Genomic DNA, 2,048 nt, shown 5'->3' with positions numbered 1-2,048 from the left:
TGCGACCGATCAGACGGCCCCTCTGTTCCCCGGCCCCCCCTTTTTCGACCGCAGGCTGGTCGCCGTGCGGTGCGCCTTCAGGTAGGTCGCGTCGATCATCACCGTCTTTGGAACGGCGGCCTCGGCGGCCAGCCCATCCATCATCCGGGCGAAGACCCCCTTGTCGCTCCACCGCTTCCAGCGGTTGTAGAGGGTCTTTGGCGGGCCATATTCCCGGGGCGTATCGCACCACCGCAAGCCATTGCGATTGATGAAGATTATCCCGCTCAATACCCGCCGGTCATCCACGCGCGGCTTCCTGCGTTTGCGCGCGGGCTTCAGATAGGCGACCGCCGCGCTGCTGCGGCGTCCGTTCCGCGCGGTGATCTGGTAGAGCCCGCAGCCGGCCTGATCGCCCGAGTTGAAATCCGGGTTCAGCGGCAGTCCCTTTTGCTGGCAAGCTTGCAGCCAGGCGCGGGTCAGCGGATGGATATGGTCGATGTCCGAGACCCCCAGGGGCCCGTCGATGCCGTGGGCCTCGTTGCAGAAGCGGTTGTTGTTCTCGGCCTTGCGGAAATAGGGCAGGACGTCCTGATAACCCCAGCCGGACGCCCCCAGGTTTTCCCATGTCGCGTAATCGTCTGGATTGCCCCGGATATAGATCATCGCATTGACCGAAGAGCCGCCGCCCAACACGCTGGCCTGCACCATCGTCGGCTGCTCCGTGCGATTCTGCCCATCCGTCGGCTCCCAGGGGAAGCGCTTGAGCAACGGGCCCTGCGCGGTTTTGTAATAGGCGCCGGGGATATGGATATAGGGGTTCCGGTCGCGCGGGCCTCCCTCCAGCAGGACGACCTGGGTATCGGCGTCCTCGCTGAGACGCGATGCCATGACGCAGCCGGTCGATCCTCCGCCGACGATTACGTAATCCGCCCAGTCCATCCCTGTCTCCTTCCGGCCTGTCGATGCAGTAAGCCGAGCGGCGGTGGGGTTGGCAATTTCGCAAGCATGACGCCAATGACGCAACAGCGCGTGGCGATTGCGTCAGGTTGCGCAAGAATTCATGGGACTGCGCAATTGCCGTGGCGACGGCTCGCGCGGAAACTCCGTATATCCCAGGAAAGGAAAACCCATGTCCGTCGAACGCCAGACAATCGTCCTCCATTCCCTGATCGCCAAGGACGCACCCATGGCGATGGACCTGAAGATCGCCGCCGATCTGGGCTATGACGGCATCGAGATCTCGGCCGCCAAGATGCGCGCCTTCCTTGCCGCCGGATGGACCGAGGCCGACCTGGCCGAGCGCCTGCGCGGTTACGACATTCCGGGCACCGGCTTCCTGATGGATATCGAGCGGCACGGCGGGGCCGAGGAGTCGCTGTGGCGGGATGCCGGCGAACTTTTCCATCTGGCGCAGATCGCGGGGGCGAAGGCCGTGCAGGCGATTACGGGCCCGGTCTCGGTCGCCACGGTCAGGGCGCATGCCGCGGGCCGACCGGTGACCGGCTATTCCGGCGTCCTTGGCCTGTCCCGCGACGAACAGATGCGGATCACCGCCCGCAACCTGGCCCGGCTGGCCGACATGGCCGCCGAGAGGGGGCTGATCCTTTACTTCGAGGCGCTTGGCTGGTGTCCGTTGAACACCGTCTCGGACCAGCTAGAGGTGGCTTCGGAAATCTGAACAGGTGGGCTAAGTGGATTTTCCGAGCAACTGCAGCATGATGCTGCGAGCGAGGAGAAGACCATGACGAGACGACCGCGCCGGAATCACAGCCCGGCATTCAAGGCGAAAGTGGCGGTAGCTGCGATCAAGGGTGAGAAGACCATGATCGAGCTGGCGCAGGATTTCGCCGTTCATCCGAACCAGATCAAGCAGTGGCGCGACCAACTGCTGGAGGGCGCGACCGGGGTTTCCGGGGAAGCCCCGAAGGCCGAGCCGGAACCGACCATCGACGTGAAGACCCTGCATGCGAAGATCAGAGAACTGACGCTGGAGAATGATTTTTTGTCCGGCGCGCTCGGCAAGGCGGGTCTGTTGCCGAGCGCAAAAAAAAATGATCAATCCCACC

At 63.8% G+C, this 2,048-nt stretch carries 1 protein-coding gene and 3 pseudogenes; 2 read left to right on the top strand and 2 right to left on the bottom strand.

From position 1 onward, the window contains the following. Positions 1-27: 27 nt before the first annotated feature. Together AQY21_RS29375 and AQY21_RS14865 are read right to left on the bottom strand one after the other, a co-directional pair. Positions 28-300: pseudogene (locus AQY21_RS29375) on the bottom strand (transposase); the annotation flags it as partial. A 48-nt stretch (positions 301-348) separates the two neighbouring features. After that, positions 349-870 (bottom strand): annotated as a pseudogene (locus AQY21_RS14865) (GMC family oxidoreductase); the annotation flags it as partial. 241 nt (positions 871-1,111) lie between these two features. Between AQY21_RS14865 and AQY21_RS14860 the strand changes: the two are divergent. Together AQY21_RS14860 and AQY21_RS14855 are read left to right on the top strand one after the other, a co-directional pair. After that, entirely contained in the window at positions 1,112-1,660 is a 549-nt protein-coding gene (locus AQY21_RS14860) for a sugar phosphate isomerase/epimerase (protein ID WP_238986794.1), read from the top strand. 63 nt (positions 1,661-1,723) lie between these two features. Further along, positions 1,724-2,028 (top strand): annotated as a pseudogene (locus AQY21_RS14855) (transposase); the annotation flags it as partial. Positions 2,029-2,048: the final 20 nt, after the last annotated feature.

Origin of the sequence: Paracoccus sp. MKU1 (genome assembly GCF_001447385.1) — a bacterium.
Classification (GTDB): Bacteria; Pseudomonadota; Alphaproteobacteria; order Rhodobacterales; family Rhodobacteraceae; genus Paracoccus.
The sequence above is the reverse complement of the archived record's forward strand: the minus strand, read 5'-3'. Positions and strand labels throughout refer to the sequence as shown.

Bases quoted from the DNA above. Each gene is read 5' to 3' on its own strand.
- AQY21_RS14860 (WP_238986794.1), top strand. From the start codon at position 1,112: ATGTCCGTCGAACGCCAGACAATCGTCCTCCATTCCCTGATCGCCAAG.